Genomic DNA, 14458 nt, shown 5'->3' with positions numbered 1-14458 from the left:
GTACGGCCACCTCCGGCCGGTTGCCCTCCACCCTAGGCCGACCGAGACACTGGTGCGTACGGAAGCCGGTCACCGATACCCGAAAGCAACCCTTATGACTGATTCATTCAGTCACTCTTCGTGGCAGCGGGGACATGAACCGCAAGCACCGTGACGTCATCATCCTGTTCATACCCGGACAACATCCGGTCCACCAGGAAATCAAGCAACATATGGGGACTTGTCAAGATCTCCTCAGGAGCTTCGGCGACGACCGCGGAGAGCTCCCGCAGACCCGCGTCCAGGCCCCGCTTGCGGTTTTCGACGAGACCGTCGGAGTAGAGCACCGCCGTGTGGCCGGGCGGCACGGCGAACCGGAACTGCTTGCGGCTGGTGGCCCACCCGAGCGGGGTGCCGGGCTGGTCGCTCTCCTGGAGGATCGCGGTGCCCTGCGGTGAGACCAGCAGGGGCGGCGGGTGACCGGCCAGCGCGAGGGTGCCCTCGCCCGTGGTCGGCTCGACGACCATGTAGGCCAGCGTTGTGACCTGCTCTTCTTCCTCGGTCGCCTCGAAGACGCGGTCGAGGCCGGTGAGCACCGCCGCGGGCGGCGGGTTGGTCAGCGCGAGGGCGCGCATCGCGTTGCGGATGCGGCCCATTCCGGCGGCGGCCTTGACGCCCTTGCCCATGACGTCGCCGACCACGGCGGCCACCCGGCCGTCTTGGAGCACGAAGGCGTCGTACCAGTCGCCGCCGACCTGGACGTGGCGCGAGCCCGAGCGGAACCGCTGGGCCAGCACGAGGCCGCGCACGACCGGCAGCCGCTCGGGGAGCAGGCTGCGCTGGAGCGTCTCGGCGGTGCGGTGCTCACGCTCGAACAGGGTGGCCCGCTCGACGGCCAGCGCGCACTGACCGGCCAGGGCCTCCAGGAACACCCCGTCTTCCTGGGAGATCTTCTGGGGGCGGGTGAAGGAGAAACGGAGCGCTCCCAGCGCGCGTCCGGCGGCCAGCAGCGGGAGGCCCACCCAGGCCCGCTCCTGGGTGTGGGCGAGGAAGCCGTTGATCTGATCGGTCTCGCCGCCGGCGTCGGTGAGCTGGGCGCGCAGGCTCTCGGGCGACTCGGCGAAGACCGGCCGGCGGCTGTTCACGGCCATGGTCATCACGCTGGAGCGCGACAGCGAGATGTCCTCGCCGGGGGCGCCGCCCGCGTCGGGGATGGCGCCGGAGTTGATCACCTTGAGGGTGCCGCGGTCGGGGTCGAGCAGCGCGACGGCGGAGTGGTCGGCGGCCAGGGCGGTGCGGCCGACGTCGATGATGACCTGGACGACCTGCTCGACCGTGAGCGCCTCGGCCAGTATGGCCGTCGCGCCCTGGAGCCGGGCGGTGCGCAGGGCGGCGGCGCCGAGCTGGTCGGTCAGCCGGCCCCGCATCTCCTCGGCCTCACGCTGGGCGGTGACGTCGGAGTTGGCGCCGACCCACTCGACCACGCGGCCGTGGCGGATGATCGGCACGGCCCGGACCTCGAAGTCGCGGTAGCCGCTGGCGCGGGTGCGGACGCGGTAGCTCCACTCGAACATCGTCCGGCCGCGCAGGGCCTCGCGCCAGGCCTCCTCGGCGGCCGGGCGGTCGTCGGGGTGGACGGCGTCGAGCCAGCCGTGGGCGAGGTATTCCTCCAGCCCCTGGCCGGTGATGGCGCGCCACTGCGGGGCGTCTTCGACGACGGCGCCGCTGGGCGAGGTGATCCAGACGAGCTGCTGCTGCGACTCGACGAGCGAGCGGTAGCGCTCCTCGCTGCGGCGCAGGTCTTCTTCGGTGGTCTGGCGCTCGGTGAGGTCGACGCCGAACAGGGAGGTGCCGATGGCGGCGCCCTCGTCGTCGTGGAGCGGGAAGAACGAGATGGTCCAGTGGCGGGCGTCGCCGTTCTCGGCGCGGGTGCGCAGCCGCTGGTCGGTGACGGGGAGACGGTCGTCGTTGATCCTGCGCAGGGCGGAGTCGATCACGGTGGCCAGGTCGGCCGACAGGATGTCGGCGGGGAGGCGGTCGATATGCCGGTCGACAGCGAGCCCCGTCAGCTCGGTAAAGGTGGAGTTGACACGGACAAAACGGCCAGTGGTGTCGAAGAAGGCGAAGGCGTACGGCGCCTCTGCCATGAGGCCCTTGAACAGGGCAGAGTCTGAGATGTCCAAACCCGACTCCCGGGGACGGGGCACGGAGGTTTCGGCGCTCATGGTCGGCACCTCCGTCGCGTGCCAGGGTCTCCCACGAGGCACATCTCCATAACTGTATTGAGTAGCGCAGTTCTGCCCTACATCATCGGCGATGGGCACGCACGGACGGAAGCCCCGCCCGGCATGCGGTCAACGCATCCTGTCAAAAAAGCGCCACCTCGCGCAGCAAGATCTCACTTACTTTTTGGCGGCCTTCTTCGCTTCCTGCTTGGTCGCCCGCACTTTCGCGAGGCTGCCGGCGTCGACCACGTCGGCGACCGACCGGAACGCCCCCTCCTCGCCGTAAGCCCCCGCGGCCTCGCGCCAGCCCGGCGGCTGCACGCCGAGCTGTTTGCCCAGCAGCGCCAGGAAGATCTGCGCCTTCTGCTTGCCGAACCCGGGAAGGCCGGTCAGGCGGCGCAGCAATTCGGCTCCGCTGCCCGCGTCGGTCCAGACCCGCTCGGCGTCGCCATCGTAGTGGTCCACCAGATGGGCCGCCAGTTGCCTGATCCGCCCGGCCATCGAGCCGGGATAACGGTGCACGGCCGGTTTCGCCGAAAGTATCGCGGCGAAGGCCTCCGGGTCCATCGCGGCGATCTCGCGGGCGTCGAGGTCGTGGCCCAGCCGCTCGGAGATCGTGTAGGGACCCTGGAACGCCCATTCCATCGGGATCTGCTGGTCGAGCAGCATGCCGACGAGCAGGGCCAGGCCACTGCGCCCGAGGAGTTCGTCGGCCTCGGGACGCTGTGTTAGCCGGATGTACATGTTTCCAGCTTCGCACGCGTCACCCTGGTGTGTTTGGCTCATGTAACAAAACCACGCGGAGGGTTGACACCAGCGCGGAAAGTTATGGAATGAGAGACGGCACTTTCGCCCGACAACCGGTGCCCCACCGAGCACCGGAATTCCCACATTCAGCGAGGATGCCTGCCTCCATGCCTACACTCGCCACGAGCTCCACAGCCGCCGGAACACGCGCTGGAACACGTGAGGCCGTCACCGCACGGCTCGCCGAGGAATTCATCACCGTCCCCCTGGTCACCGTCGAACGGTGCGTCGACGACGTCTGCGCCTGCACCGAGCACCTCGGCGTCGACGTCACTCCCGTGAGCATCGAACGCATCGCCCGGGAGCACCTTCTCGCCCTGGTCAACTCCGCGCCTCCGAGCAGGAGATAAATAACGGGGTAGTCACCGGGCCGCGTTACGGTGCCTTTTGGCGTCGTAATGCGAGAAGGTAGAACAGTGAGTCGAAGACGGAGACGAGATCCCCGGGAAAATCCGCCGGACGACGTCTTCGCGGAGATGCTCCTCGCGGCCCGCGAGCTCCTCGCCGTCAGGAGTCCGCTGGACGCCGAGCTCATGGTGTCCGACATGCTGGGCGCCTGGTGGGGGAAGCGGCTTCGCGGCGGCGACGTGGAGCAGATCCTCGGAGAGGGCCTCGTCGACTACGCCGCCAAGGCGGGCACCCCCGCCGCGCTCACGCTGCTCATCTCGGTCGCCTACCTCGGCACCGCCCGGCAGGCCGCCAAGGCCGAGGGCGCCGCGCTGGCCCTCATGGAGTCCGACGTCGCCCGCCCCGGCTGGGCCGACCGCGTCGGCGCGGTGAAGCCGCAGGGCTGCTACGTCTCCCGCGACATCTACGGCGACCAGGACACGGTGGTCAGCACCTTCGCCTACAACGGCGACGACACCCACGCCCTGGTGCTGGTCGTCGACTACAACATGCGCGGCATGGCCCGCGACGCCTGGGTCTCCACGCAGGTCGACAAGCTGCTGGAGCAGGCCGGCCTGGAGGCCGCGGGCAACCCGATGCTCCGGTTCGAGGAGATCGAGCCGCAGCAGGCGCGGGCGCTGCTGGAGTTCGCCATGAAGGCGGCCAGGGAAGAGGCCTACGACCGCAAGGCGCCCAAGGTCGTCAGCGACAGCTATTCCGCCTACCACGCCTTCGCGCGCTCCCGGATCAAGGCGCTGCCTCCCGGCCGCAAGCGCCCGGCCCCGGCCCACAGCGAGGCGCCCTACACGAGGGAACGCCGGGCCATGCTCGCGGCCGAGTTCCTGGCCAGCGACGCCGCCGAGAACCTGAGCGACCCGTCGGCGGCCTCGCGCTGCGCCGACCACATCATCGACTACGGCTGCGACCAGGATTTCGGCCGTCCCCATCGGGTCAGCCCGGCCAAGTGCGAGACGTTCCTGCTCGACTGGCTGCCCCGCAAGATCATGCTGACCCCGGCGCAGCAGGACGCCATGCCCCACGTGCTGGCCGCCTGGGTGCGCTTCGCGGGCTCGCGCATCGGCCTGCCCGACCAGGCGATCCGGGCGACGCTCGACGCCGTCTGGGAGGCGACCGCCCGGTTCGGCGTGGCCTACCGCGACCCGACGTCGTTCGGGCTCGACCGCGAGCTGGTCGAACGGCTCCTCCCCGACGGCGACCTGTCCGCGCTGGCGCGGCGGGCGTTCGTGTTCCCGGTCCTCCAGGGCACGTACGGCGACGTCGAGCTCGACCGGCTCAACCCGGCCGACGAGGCCGACCGGCGGATCCTGCTGGAGATGGACCACACCGGGGAGTTGTCGCGCCCCGACTTCGCCGAACACCTGGCCTGGCACGAGGAGATCGCCAAGCGCCTCTGGGACGGCGACCCGCCCCAGATGTGGGAGGCGGCCCAGCGCCTGATCGACCTCGGCCACGACCGCCACGACGTCTTACACGTGCTGATCGAGATCGCCGAGCGCATCGGCGACCACCCCGACGAGCTCGCCGCCGCCCTCGACGACATCGCCGACATTCCCGACGAGCCGCCCCTCTAGGCTGGGGATCATGAGGATCGACCTGAACGCCGACCTCGGCGAGGGGTTCGGGGCCTGGAAGCTGGGCGACGACGACGCTCTCCTGGAGATCGTCACCAGCGCCAACGTGGCCTGCGGCTTCCACGCGGGGGATCCCCTGACGATCCGCCGGGTGTGCGAGGCGGCGGTCGCCCGCGGCGTGACGATCGGCGCGCAGGTCTCCTACCGCGACCTGGCGGGGTTCGGGCGGCGGGAGATGGACGTGCCGGCCGAGGAACTGCGGGCCGAGGTCCTCTACCAGCTGGCGGCGGTCGACGGGATCGCGCGGGCGGTCGGCGGCCGGGTCGCCTACGTGAAGCCCCATGGAGCGCTCTACAACCGGGTGGTCTGGGATCCCGTCCAGGCACGCGCCGTGGCCGACGCGGTCGCCGACTACGGCCCGCTGCCGGTGCTGACGGTGCCGGGGTCGGTGTTACAGGGGATGGGGATACCGACCGTGACCGAGTACTTCGCCGATCGTGCCTACACCCCTGAGGGCACCCTGGTGTCGCGGCGCGAACCCGGTTCGGTGCTGCACGACCCCGTCGAGGTGGCCGCGCGCGCGATCCAGATGGCCCGCGACGGCGTCGTGACCGCCGTCGACGGATCGCGGGTGGAGGTGCAGGCCCGGTCGATCTGTGTACACGGCGACACCCCGGGTGCGGTACGCCTCGCGCGCGCCGTCCACGACTCGCTCGTCGGCGTGGGTGTGACGGTGGAGGCGTTCGCGTGATCCGGCGTGTGGGCGAGCACGCCCTGCTCGTCGAGACCGGCTCGCTGGCCGCCTCCCACCGGCTCGACGCCCGCCTGCGGTTGCTCACCGACGTGGAGGAGATCGTGCCGGGGCCCGAGACGGTGCTGGTGGTCGGCGGCCGGGCCGACCAGCTCATCCCCCTGATCGAGCAGCTCGACCACGCCCCGATGCCCGACGTGGGCGGGGAGACGGTCGAGATCCCGGTCGTGTACGACGGCGCCGACCTCGCCGACGTCGCGGCCCTGGCCGGGATCTCCGCCGACGAGGTGATCGCCCGCCACACGGCCTCGGAGTTCGTGGCCGGATGGCTGGGCTTCGCCCCGGGGTTCGCCTACCTGGTGGGCCTCGATCCCACCCTCCACGTCTCCCGGCTCGACCGCCCCCGGACCGCCGTGCCGGCCGGGGCGGTGGCGATCGCCGGGGCCTACTCGGCGGTGTATCCCGCCGCCTCGCCGGGGGGCTGGCGTCTGCTGGGCCACACCACCCTCTCGGTGTGGGACGTGACGAGCGACTCCCCCGCCCTGCTCAAGCCGGGCACCCGGGTCAGGATGGTCGCCACGTGACCGAACGACCAGATCACGAGATCTCCGGCATGGCTCCGGCCGTTGAGATCATCGCTCCGGGGCCCTACGCCACCGTCCAGGACTTCGGACGGCGGGGTTACGCCCATCTCGGCGTCCCCCGTTCTGGGGCGGCCGACCTGCCGAGTCTGCGGCTGGCCAACCGCCTGGTGGGGAACGCGGAGGACGCCGCCGCGATCGAGCTGACGTTCGGCGGGGCGGTGCTCAGGTTCGGGCGCGGCGCGTGGGTGGCGCTGACCGGGGCGCCGGTCCAGGCGTCGCCGGGCGGGATGTGGGCGCCGTTCTGGGTGGCCGCCGGGCGGTCGCTGGAGATCGGCGTGCCCTACGAGGGGCTGCGGACCTATGTGGCGGTCCGGGGCGGGATCAAGGTGACGCCGGTGCTGGGCAGCATGTCGACCGACTCGTTGTCCGGGCTCGGGCCGCCGCCGCTGACGGCGGGAACGGTCCTGGAGCTGGGCGAGCCGATGTCCGGGCTGCACGCCGACGTCGCGCCGCAGCGCCCGATCTCGGCCGGCCCGGTCGTCGAGGTCGTGCGCGGGCCCCGGGACGACTGGTTCACCGGCGACGCCTTCGCGACGTTGTGCGCGGGGGCGTACAGGGTGAGCCAGGACAGCAACCGGGTCGGGGCGCGGCTGGCCGGGACGGCGCTCAGGCGGGCGCGGACCGGGGAACTGCCGAGTGAGGGCATGGTCGCGGGCGCGATCCAGGTGCCGCCGGACGGCCAGCCCATCGTCTTCCTCGCCGACCATCCGCCGACCGGGGGCTATCCGGTCATCGGGGTGGTCACCACGGCGGACCTGCCGAAGGTGGCCCAGCTCAGGCCGGGCGACCTGCTCCGTTTCCGGCCGCGCCGGGGCGGCTGACCACCACGTCGAAGGGTCGGCCCCAGACGGCGACGACCTTCTCGGCCGCCTTCTCCACGCCGGGCGCCTCCTCCAGCATGGTCGCGGTCAGCACGCCGTCGCGGGCGTCCCAGGTGCCGACCACGCGGCCCCCGTGGACGACGACCGGGGAGATCCAGCCGGCCGTTCTGCTGACCGCCGCCTTCGCCGCCGCCGGCAGGAGGGGCTCCAGATCGCGGGGCGCGCCCATCACGTATTGGTCGAAACCGGCCAGCAGGAAGGTCTCCTCGGACGGGCGGGCCGCTTTCAGGTCGTCGACGTGTTCGGGCAGGACGAACAGCTCCTCGCCCTCGACGGTGATCGTCGCGGGCGCGAGGTCGGCGAACCACTGGCGGAGGACCGCGCGCCGGGTCAGCCCTCGGAACAACCACCCGTCGAAGGCGGCCATGCTCGCCGGGCCGTGGGCGCCCAGGAAGGCCCGCAGCAGCTCGACGCCACCCTCCTCCGGGGACGTCTCCCCCACTCTCGGCGGCACGGTGAACGTCACCTTGCCGCCGCGTGGCACTCCGTGGCAGAGCTCGCCGAGGAAGCTCAGCGGTTTGAAGAGCTGGCCCCAGCCGGAGGCCAGCTTCTCGCGCAGGTGCTCGTCGCCGGTCACCATGATCACGGCGTCGACCAGCTCCTCCCTGGTCAGCGGCCCTCCGGCGAGCGCCTGGGGCACCGCGCCGATGATGGCGTCGAGCTCGCCCGCCGACACGCCGCTGCCGCGGTGCCAGGAGGGTTTGTCCCAGTAGCGGAGGGTGCCGAGCACCGCGCGGTAGACCGGCCACGAGGCGGTCGGCAGCAGGTGGAGGGTGCCCCGGATCGACCACGTCTTGATGAGGGTCTGGTCGGTCCAGAGGGCCTGCTCGATCTCCGGCCCGGCCGGGCGGCCGAGCCGGAGCGAGATCGCCAGCTCGGCCGAGGACGCGACCTGGGCCTGCACCCCGCAGAGCCGTTCGGCCACGGCCACCACGCCGGGGCCGGGGGAGGTCACGAACTGGCGGCCGAGCCGCCAGGCCAGCACTTGGGGCCAGGTCAGGTCCATGGCCCGCACGCTATCGGACGGCTACGACACGAATCCGATGTCGGCGTAGTCGAGGTCGCGGAACCCGCGGGCCCCGACGTTGGCCAGCTTGGCGTCGACGGCCACGGTCTGCGGCCGCTGGTAGAGCGGCAGGACGTTGACCTCGCGCCACACCAGCCGGTCGGCCTCGTTGATCAGCTTGAGCGCCTTGGCGGGGTCGAGCTCGGCCATGGCCGCCCGCAGCTTCGTGTCGATCTCGGCGTTGCCGCTGCGGCCGAGGTTGGCGTTCCACGAGATGTCGTCGCCCTGGGAGCGCACGCCGTCGGCGTAGGTGCCGTAGGAGGCCGAGACCGGGAACGGGGTGCCGACGTAGGAGAAGGGCGCGATGTCGTAGTTGCCGGGGATGACGTACTTGGTGAAGAAGTCGTTGCTCGGGACGGTCTCGATCGTCAGCTTGATGCCGAGCTTGGCCAGCATGGCCTGGGTGATCTCACCCTCCGAACGGGCGAGCTGCAGGCCCGAGGGGATGACGAAGCGCAGGTCGAGCTGCTTGCCGGCCTTCTGGCGGACCGCGCCGTTCATCCGCCAGCCGGCCGCGTCGAGCAGCGCCCCGGCGCGGGCGGCGTCGGGGCCGGCGAGCTCGCCCGCGTTGGGGCGGTAGCCCTGCTGGCTGTTCATCAGGAAGTGGTTGTCGAGCAGCGTGACCGGCCAGTTGAGGCCCTTCAGGTCGCTCTTGGCGATGACGGCCCGGTCGATGCCCAGGGCGACGGCCTGGCGGACCCGGATGTCGGAGAGGATCGGGCTCTCGCCGTTGAAGGTGAAGTGGCGGAAGTCGGGACCGGCCGCCTGGCGCACCACCGCGCCCTCGGCCGACTTGGCGCGCGAGAGGTCGGCCGCCGAGGGGCCGATGTCGAACACGTCGAGCTCGCCGTTGGCGAAGGCGGCGACGCGGGCGTCGGACTCCAGGCCGCGGAACACGATCGAGTCGAGCTTGGCGGGCTCGCCCCACCACTTCTCGTCGCGGTTGAGCGTGATCGTCTTGGCCCGGGTGTCGAAGGCGCCGAACCGGAACGGACCGGCCGTAACCGGGATCTTGCCGACCCAGCCCGCGTTGAAGGCCTGCGGAGAGGCGGTCGCGCTCTTCGGGTAGAGCGGCGCGAACAACGACCGCCAATCGCCGAACGGCCGCGCGAAGGTGACCACCACCTGGAAGTCGTCGCGGCCCCGGGCGACCGACGCGATGTCCTGGTAGCCGGTGACGTTGGCGACGTGGAAGGCCGGGTCCTTGCCGCGCAGCGCCCTCCACTGGGCGTCGTAGTCGGCCCACGTGATCGGCTGGCCGGTCGACCAGCGGGCCTTCGGGTTCAGCGTGTACGTCACCACCTGCTTCGGCGAGGTCGACGTCACGTCGGCCGCGGCGACGTAGTCGGGGTCGAGCGCGAGCACCCCGTGTTCGTCGGCGCGGAACGGGCGGGGCATCAGGGCGTCCATGACGGTCTTGACGTTGGTGTGGTTGCCGTCGATGTGGTTCTGGTTCCACTGGGCCGGATATTCGGTCAGGCCCCAGCGGAGGGTGCCGCCGGTCTTGACCTCGGCGCGCGGGGTCAGGTTGAGGTCGGCGGCGGTGACCGGGGCGGCCTGCTCGCCGGGCGTCCCCGGCTGGGCCGCGCAGGCGGCGGTGGTCAGGGCCAGTAGCAGGGCGCATGCGCGTTTCACGGTGCTTCTCCTGGATGGTGGTGGCAGGCGGCCCCCGATTCGCCGCTGATCTCGGGTTCCTCGGTGACGCAGCGGGATCTCGGGGCGGCGGGGAGCTCGGCGTACAGGGGACAGCGGGGGCGGAAACGGCAGCCCGTGGCGGGCGTGGGGTCGTCGTCGCGCAGGGCGGAGGCGCGCAGCAGCGCCCGCGTGTACGGATGGCCGGGGGCGGTGAAGACCTGGTGGGCCGGGCCGATCTCGGCGATCCGGCCCCGGTACATGACCGCCACGCGGTCGGCCACGCGCCGGATCAGCGGCAGGTCGTGGGCGACGAACAGGTAGGACAGGCCGCGTTCGGCGCGCAGGTCCTCCAGCAGCGCGACGATCTCGGCGCGGACGGTCGGGTCGAGGGACGAGACGGGTTCGTCGAGCACCAGAACCTCGGGGTCGAGCGCGATGGCCCTGGCGATGGCCACCCGCTGGCGCTGGCCGCCGGAGAGGTGGACGGGGTGGCGGGCGGCGTATGCCGCCGGCAGGCCCACCTGCTCCAGCAGCTCCGGGACCCGGTCGGGTGAGCGGCCGTGGGTGGTGAGCGGCTCGGCGACGATCGCGCCGACGGTCATGCGCGGGTCGAGCGAGGCCGACGGGTCCTGGAAGACGATCTGCAGGTCGCGCCGGACCCGCCGGCGGTCGCGCCGGGACAGGTGGGCGGTGTCGCGGCCGAGCACGGTGACGCGGCCCCGCTGCGGCCGGGCCAGCGCCATGATCTCCATGAGGAGGGTGGTCTTGCCCGACCCCGACTCGCCGACGAGCCCGAGGGTCTCGCCCGAGCGCAGGTCGAAGCTGACCCCGTCGACCGCCTTGACGCCGGGGTGGTGCCTGACCAGGTCGCGGACTTCCAGGACGGTCCGGACCGGCCGCGCGGCCGCGGGCCGGTCGCCGGCCTCCGCCGCCGCGATCAGGGTCTTCGTGTACGCCTCCCGCGGCGCGCGCAGCACCTCGTCGACCGTGCCGGTCTCGACGGTCTGGCCGTGCCGCAGGACGTGGACGCGGTCGGCCGCCCGGGCGACCACGGAGAGGTCGTGGGTGATGAGCAGCAGCGCCGCGCCGGTCTCCCGCCGCACGGTTTTCAGCACGTCGAGCACGTGGGCCCGGACGGTCACGTCGAGCGCGGTCGTCGGCTCGTCGGCGATGAGCAGGTCGGGGCCGTTGGCGATGGCCATCGCGATGAGCGCGCGCTGCCGCATGCCGCCGGAGAACTCGTGGGGGTAGGACCTGGCCCGCTGGTGGGGGTCGCGGATGCCGACCAGGTCGAGCAGCTCCACCGCCCGCCGCGCGGCGACCTTGCGGGGCACCCGCTGGTGGGCCCTGATCGCCTCGGCGATCTGCGCCCCGACGCGGTGGACGGGCGTGAACGCCTGCAGCGGATCCTGGAACACGATGGCCATCGCCCGCCCGCGCAGCGCGGTCAGCCGCTTCTCGGAGGCGGTGGTGAGCTCCTCGCCGTCCAGCCGGATCGACCCGGTCGTGGACGCGGTGCGCGGCAGCAGCCCCATGACGGCCAGCGCGGTCGCCGACTTCCCGGAGCCCGACTCCCCGATGAGCCCGAGGACCTCGCCCCGCGCGACGGAGAAGCTCAGGTTCCGCACGGCCGGCGTCGTGCCGAACGAGATGGACAGGTCGGTGACGTCGATCATGCGTACGCTCGCAGGGAGGGGTCGAACCGGTCGCGCAGGTCGTCGCCGACCAGGTTGACCGCGACGATCAGGGCGATGAGCAGCCCGGCCGCCCACCAGAAGGTCCAGGGCGCGTAGAGCGCGGTCGGCGCCCCGTCGGCGATCAGCGACCCGAGCGACACGTCGGGCGGCACCACGCCGAACCCGAAGTAGGCCAGCGACGTCTCGGCGAGGATCGCCGCGCTGACGTTCACGGTGGCGTCGGCGACCAGCAGCGAGGCGAGGTTGGGCACGACGTGGCGCAGCACGACGCGATGCGACGGCACGCCCATGAACCGGGCCGCCTTCACGTATTCGCGGTCGCGCGCCGCGATGGCGGCCCCGCGCACCGCCTTCGCCGTCACCATCCACATGAACGCCGCCAGCAGCACGACCAGGGCGATCCAGTCGTCCTGCCCCGACGAGACGACCGCGACGACGAGAAACGCCGGGATGACCAGCAGCAGGTCGGTGACCCACATCAGGGTGCGGTCGACCCAGCCGAGGAAGTAGCCCGCGAACGCCCCCACGAGCGCCGCCACGGTCGTCGCCGCGACGGCCACGACGAGCCCGATGAGCAGCGACCTGCGCAGGCCCAGCAGGGTGAGGACGAGGATGTCGCCGCCGGAGGGGGTCGTGCCGAAGGGGTGGTCGGCCGAAGGCGGCGACAGGAAGGCCTCGAAGTCGCGGTCGGCGGCCGTCCAGGGCACCAGGATCGGCCCGAGCACGGCGAGCGCGGCCAGGAAGCTGAGCAGGGCGAGCCCGGCGACGCCGGTGGCCGAGAACATCCTCGGCCGGGCCGGCGGGGGCGTCTCGACCGGTGTGGCGATGTCGGGGAGCGTCGCGCTCATCGGGCCCTCCCGGGGTTGAGCACCCGCTGGAGCACGTCGGCCGCGACGGCCGACAGCAGCAGCGCCACGGCGGCCACGGTGGTGATCGCGGCGACGGTGTTGACGTCGCCGGTCCGGATCGCGGCGATGAGGCGCTGCCCGAGGCCGTGGCGGCCGAAGACCGTCTCGGTGACGGTCGAGCCGACCAGCAGCGCGCCGAAGGTGAAGGTCAGGTAGGCCGACGTGGGGATCAGCGCGGTCCGCAGCGCGTGTTTGACGATGACCGTGCGCCGGGGCAGCCCCTTGGCGCGTGCGGTGCGGACGTGGTCGGCGTTCAGCACGTCGAGCATCGTGTTGCGCTGGTAGCGGCTGACGACCGCGGCCAGCGGCAGCGCGAGGGTGAGGGCGGGCAGCACCAGATGCCCGAGCCGGTCGAGCAGGCCGCCGGTGGTGGTCTCGCCGCTGACCATCAAAAAGCGGGTGCCGGTCGTGTCGTTGACCCAGATCGCGCCGAGGATCAGCACGTTGGCGAGCACGACCGCCGGCACCGCCAGCAGCAGGAACACCACCCCGCCCGACAACCGGTCGAACCAGCGGCGGTGGTGGACGGCCGCCAGCGTGCCCACGGTGAGCCCGATCAGCGCTCCGGCGACCAGCCCCGCCGTCACCAGCCGGAGCGTCACCCCGGCGCGCTCGGCCAGGTCGGCGCCGACGCTGAGGCCGTCCCAGGTGCGGCCGAAGTCGCCGCGCACGAGGCCGGAGGCCCAGGTGAGGTAGCGGTCGAGCAGCGGGTCGCGGTCGTTGAGGTTGACCTCGGACAGGGCGGCGTCGACCACGGCGGCCGGCGGCGCGGGGGTGCGGCCGGCGTAGTTGGCCCTGGGGTCGAGCGTCACCGCGGCCAGCAGCCACGCCAGGCTGGAGGCGACGACGATCAACGCTGTGTAGTTCACCAGTCGCACCATGATTCCCACCACCACCTCGCGTCACAGAGTAGTGGCAGAGCGTGATCAAATCAGGCGAGCCGAACGCGTGGATCGAGGAACGAGTACGCCACGTCCACGAGAATGTTGGCGAGCACGATGAACGCGGCGGCCAGGATGGCCGCGCCGATGATGACGGGCAGGTCGCCGTCGCGCACCGACCGGATCATGAGCTGCCCGATCCCCTGCAGACCGAAGACCGATTCGGTGACGACGACGCCGCCGAGGAGGGTCCCGACGTCCACGCCGAACTGGGTGATCACCGGCGTCAGCGCGGCCCGCAGGCCGTGCCGGTAGGTGACCGACCGTTCGGGCACCCCCTTGGCCCGCGCCGTACGGATGAAGTCCTCCCCCAGCGTGTCGAGCATCGACCCCCGGGTCAGCCGCACGTAGACCGCCGCCTGGACCACCGCCAGGCAGACCCACGGCATGACCATGGTCGACAGGAACGCCCCGACGTCGATGAACGGGGAGATGTAGGGGCCGGGTTGCAGCCCCGACCCCGGGAAGACCGACAGGGCGAGATAGATCATCAGGATGCCGAGCACGAAGGTCGGCAACGAGATCCCGGCCAGGACCAGCACGGTGAGCGTGCGGTCGCGCAGGCTGCGCGGCTTGGTCGCCGAGATCACCCCGCCGCCCACCCCCATGATCATCCACAGCACGGCCGCGCCGAAGACCAGCCACAACGTGCCGGGCAGGCTCTGGAGGATGAGCGTGGAGACGGGCGTCTGGCTGATGAACGAGGTCCCGAGGTCACCGCGCAGCAGGCCGCCGAGGAAGCCGGCGTACTGGGTGAACAGCGGCCGGTCGAGCCCGAGGGTGTCCTTGATCTGCTCGACGACCTCGATGGGCGCGCGGGGCCCGGCCAGCCGCCGCGCCACGCTGTCGGCCGGGCCGGCGAAGAACAGCAGGAACACCGTGGTGGCGACCAGCCACAACACGACGATCCCGAAGACGATCCGCCGGATGAGAAAGCGCCACACA

At 71.8% G+C, this 14458-nt stretch carries 13 protein-coding genes; 5 read left to right on the top strand and 8 right to left on the bottom strand.

What is annotated here, in order from left to right; translation table 11 throughout:
* Nucleotides 1-107: 107 nt before the first annotated feature.
* Nucleotides 108-2204 carry a SpoIIE family protein phosphatase gene (locus tag GT755_RS06740; RefSeq protein ID WP_161478859.1) on the bottom strand — a complete coding sequence of 699 codons (2097 nt, stop codon included), beginning with the start codon at nt 2202-2204 and terminating at the stop codon, nt 108-110.
* Between the two features lie 177 nt (nt 2205-2381).
* On the bottom strand, nt 2382-2948 hold the full coding sequence (locus GT755_RS06735) for an HhH-GPD-type base excision DNA repair protein (RefSeq protein ID WP_161478858.1): 567 nt from the start codon (nt 2946-2948) through the stop codon (nt 2382-2384).
* A 170-nt stretch (nt 2949-3118) separates the two neighbouring features.
* On the opposite strand from GT755_RS06735, the gene GT755_RS06730 reads away from it, so the two are divergent.
* The 5 genes from GT755_RS06730 to GT755_RS06710 all read left to right on the top strand — a co-directional run bounded on the left by GT755_RS06730 (nt 3119) and on the right by GT755_RS06710 (nt 7206).
* Entirely contained in the window at nt 3119-3361 is a 243-nt protein-coding gene (locus GT755_RS06730) for a hypothetical protein (protein WP_161478857.1), read from the top strand.
* Nucleotides 3362-3487: 126 nt separating this feature from the next.
* Complete coding sequence (locus GT755_RS06725; protein ID WP_161479324.1) at nt 3488-4990, top strand: hypothetical protein; 1503 nt, start codon at nt 3488-3490, stop codon at nt 4988-4990.
* A 10-nt stretch (nt 4991-5000) separates the two neighbouring features.
* Nucleotides 5001-5741 (top strand): LamB/YcsF family protein, encoded by a 741-nt coding sequence (locus tag GT755_RS06720; RefSeq protein ID WP_161478856.1) that lies wholly within the window; start codon nt 5001-5003, stop codon nt 5739-5741.
* A complete protein-coding gene (locus GT755_RS06715) occupies nt 5738-6325 on the top strand; it encodes a 5-oxoprolinase subunit B family protein (RefSeq protein WP_161478855.1) in 588 nt (195 codons plus the stop codon). The genes GT755_RS06720 and GT755_RS06715 overlap by 4 nt, the downstream gene beginning before the upstream one ends.
* 29 nt (nt 6326-6354) lie before the next feature.
* Nucleotides 6355-7206 carry a 5-oxoprolinase subunit C family protein gene (locus GT755_RS06710; protein WP_161479322.1) on the top strand — a complete coding sequence of 284 codons (852 nt, stop codon included), beginning with the start codon at nt 6355-6357 and terminating at the stop codon, nt 7204-7206.
* On the opposite strand, the gene GT755_RS06705 is transcribed toward GT755_RS06710, so the two are convergent.
* From GT755_RS06705 to GT755_RS40985, 6 genes are read right to left on the bottom strand one after another with little or no spacing between them, the layout of a single operon-like run.
* Nucleotides 7160-8272 carry a DNA glycosylase AlkZ-like family protein gene (locus GT755_RS06705; protein WP_235966181.1) on the bottom strand — a complete coding sequence of 371 codons (1113 nt, stop codon included), beginning with the start codon at nt 8270-8272 and terminating at the stop codon, nt 7160-7162. The two genes, GT755_RS06710 and GT755_RS06705, sit on opposite strands and share 47 nt — an antisense overlap.
* A gap of 21 nt (nt 8273-8293) precedes the next feature.
* A complete protein-coding gene (locus GT755_RS06700; protein WP_161478854.1) occupies nt 8294-9967 on the bottom strand; it encodes an ABC transporter family substrate-binding protein in 1674 nt (557 codons plus the stop codon).
* Nucleotides 9964-11643, bottom strand: a complete 1680-nt coding sequence (locus GT755_RS06695; RefSeq protein ID WP_161478853.1) for a dipeptide ABC transporter ATP-binding protein — start codon at nt 11641-11643, stop codon at nt 9964-9966. The genes GT755_RS06700 and GT755_RS06695 overlap by 4 nt, the downstream gene beginning before the upstream one ends.
* Nucleotides 11640-12512: an ABC transporter permease gene (locus GT755_RS06690; RefSeq protein ID WP_161478852.1), complete on the bottom strand. Its 873-nt coding sequence runs from the start codon at nt 12510-12512 to the stop codon at nt 11640-11642. Before GT755_RS06690 ends, GT755_RS06695 begins: the two co-directional genes overlap by 4 nt.
* Entirely contained in the window at nt 12509-13453 is a 945-nt protein-coding gene (locus tag GT755_RS06685) for an ABC transporter permease (protein ID WP_202609735.1), read from the bottom strand. Before GT755_RS06685 ends, GT755_RS06690 begins: the two co-directional genes overlap by 4 nt.
* A gap of 50 nt (nt 13454-13503) precedes the next feature.
* A complete protein-coding gene (locus GT755_RS40985; protein WP_161478851.1) occupies nt 13504-14457 on the bottom strand; it encodes an ABC transporter permease in 954 nt (317 codons plus the stop codon).
* Between the last annotated feature and the right edge of the window lies 1 nt (nt 14458).

This window comes from Herbidospora solisilvae (assembly GCF_009901565.1).
Lineage (GTDB): Bacteria > Actinomycetota > Actinomycetes > Streptosporangiales > Streptosporangiaceae > Herbidospora > Herbidospora solisilvae.
Note: the sequence above shows the minus strand (reverse complement) of the source record. Positions and strands in the feature narration are given on the sequence as shown.